At 58.7% G+C, this 2,297-nt stretch carries 1 protein-coding gene; it reads left to right on the top strand.

Annotation, left to right across the window (positions count from 1 at the left end):
• Positions 1-610: 610 nt before the first annotated feature.
• Positions 611-2,134 carry a group II intron reverse transcriptase/maturase gene (ltrA, locus tag KPB06_RS34460; RefSeq protein ID WP_059576922.1) on the top strand — a complete coding sequence of 508 codons (1,524 nt, stop codon included), beginning with the start codon at positions 611-613 and terminating at the stop codon, positions 2,132-2,134.
• Positions 2,135-2,297 lie beyond the last annotated feature (163 nt).

The following is a 2,297-nucleotide window of genomic DNA, read 5'->3' as shown; positions in this document are numbered from 1 at the left end:
CATACAGGTGCGACCTGAAAGTCGCTATCACAACTGTCTTGCCAATAGCAACCGGACAAGACCTGCTGTTCTGCCAGCAGTAGCCCACTCGGTCGTGCGTCGCTGGTAACGGCGGGGTGCGGAGCATCGAGGACAACAATCGGGGCCGCGAGGCCTAGCCCGAGCCGCGAGGCGAAGGCGACACCTGCAAGCACCAATGCGGGAGCCGTAAGGGCTTGGGTGGCATGGTTAACGGAAGTGAATTCTCGCAAGCGTCGTGAGCACAGTCCAGCCAAAGGTGCTGTCAGGCTGAGGGCAAAAGCTAAGCGATCGGGTGCATTCAGTCTGTAGTGGGTGCACGCAGAACACAGCGTCGCCGGCGTAAAGGGAAAACCGTCGCCATCTCGTTGCGATAGCGGAACAGGGTAAGCCCATCCCGTCGCCCATACCGGGCAGGCCAACCGCAAGGAAAGCTGGTGGCGGAGTGGGTAAAGGAGGTTGGAGAAAGCGAACGCCTGACTGTAATGGCCGGGATACGGGCTGAAACATCGCTCGACACGAAAGTGGGCAGACTTCCAACTGGTCTCTCATCACGAGATAACTTGCGTAATCTTTGAAGGCGAGAAAGCAAATGAACGGGCAGCCAACGTGTGCACTGGCCGACCAAGGTACGTCGTGGCACAGCATCGACTGGGACACGGCCCACGCCACGGTCAAAAGAATGCAGGCGCGTATCGTGAAGGCGACACAGGCCGGTCGCTGGAACAGGGTCAAGGCCCTGCAACGGCTGCTGACCACCTCGTTCTACGGCAAAGCATTAGCCGTTAAACGAGTGACGGAAAACCAAGGCAAACGTACACCGGGCGTCGACAAAGTGCTCTGGTCGACCCCGGATGCCAAATACATGGCGATAGACTCGCTGAAGCGGTGCGGGTATCAACCGCTGCCGCTGAAGCGTATCTATATACCCAAGAGTAACGGCAAGCTGCGCCCGCTGAGCATCCCCACGATGCGAGATCGGGCGATGCAGGCCCTATACCTGCTCGCTCTCGACCCCGTATCCGAAACGATCTCCGACGGGCAATCCTATGGATTCCGAAAAGAGCGATCCACTCATGACGCGATAGCACAATGCTTCATGAACGCCCGATATCACGGCAACCCAAAAGACCGGGGCGCACGGGTCTCGGCGCAGTGGATTCTCGAAGCGGACATCCGCGGCTGCTTCGACAACATCGACCACGCGTGGCTCTTAAAGCATGTGCCGACGGACAAGGCCGTGTTGGCGAAATGGCTGAGGGCCGGTTACTTGAAGGACGGCGTATTCGCGAGAACAACCGAAGGGACGCCACAGGGCGGCATCATCAGCCCTGTGCTCGCCAACTTTGCGCTGAACGGGTTGGACAAGGTTCTATCGTCCGTCTTCAAATACCCGTCACATCGCATAGTCCACAAGGTCAATCTTGTGCGATACGCCGACGACTTCGTCATCACTGGAGTGAGCCGGGAAGTGTTGCAAGACACAGTTACTCCGGCAGTCACCGCGTTTCTTGCAGATCGGGGACTGGAACTCGCTCCGGAGAAGACGAAAATCACCCATCTGACGGAAGGCTATGATTTCCTTGGCCAGAACATCCGGCGATACGGCAAGAAGTTGCTTATCAAACCGGCGCGGAAGAACGTGCAGTCCTTCCTGCAAAAGGTTCGGGACATCATTAGACGGCTACGGTCGGCACCGCAGCATCTGCTGATCGACGCCCTGAATCCTGTGATAACCGGCTGGGCCATGTATCACCGCCACGTCGTTGCTCAGGAGACCTTCTCGAACGTGGACAGCCATATCTGGTACGCAATATGGCAATGGGCCAAGCGACGCCACCCCAAGAAACCTCCGGAATGGGTACGACGACGGTACTTCCACCAAATCGGCCTGCGACGATGGGTATTTGCCGCCGCCACCGACCAAGTGGACGATAGCGGTCATCCCCTGCTTCGGACGCTTCGGACGGCGGCAAGCGTAACCATCGAACGGCATCCGAAAGTCCAGTCGGATGCGAACCCCTACGACCGTGAGTGGTTTGCCTACTTCGCGCAGCGTGCTGCGATCCGAAGCCGGGTCTCCCGCGCACGCCGCATGGGGTGCGGCCGCAGCTAGTACGCGTGCTGTCATAAAGCAGGTACACACGCCGGTCGGTACGTTGTGCCGCCGGGTTAGTTTAACCACTGGCCTTATAGAGGCTTGAGCCGTATGCGGGGAAACTCGCACGTACGGTTCTTAGGGGGCGGCGGCGCAGCAATGCGTCGTCGCTACCCGACTT

The organism is Burkholderia semiarida (assembly GCF_029268935.1).
Taxonomy (GTDB): domain Bacteria; phylum Pseudomonadota; class Gammaproteobacteria; order Burkholderiales; family Burkholderiaceae; genus Burkholderia; species Burkholderia semiarida.
Note: the sequence above shows the minus strand (reverse complement) of the source record. Positions and strands in the feature narration are given on the sequence as shown.

What these genes read in the sequence shown, in the direction of transcription:
- ltrA (WP_059576922.1), top strand. Translation starts at nt 611, where the DNA reads ATGAACGGGCAGCCAACGTGTGCACTGGCCGACCAAGGTACGTCGTGG.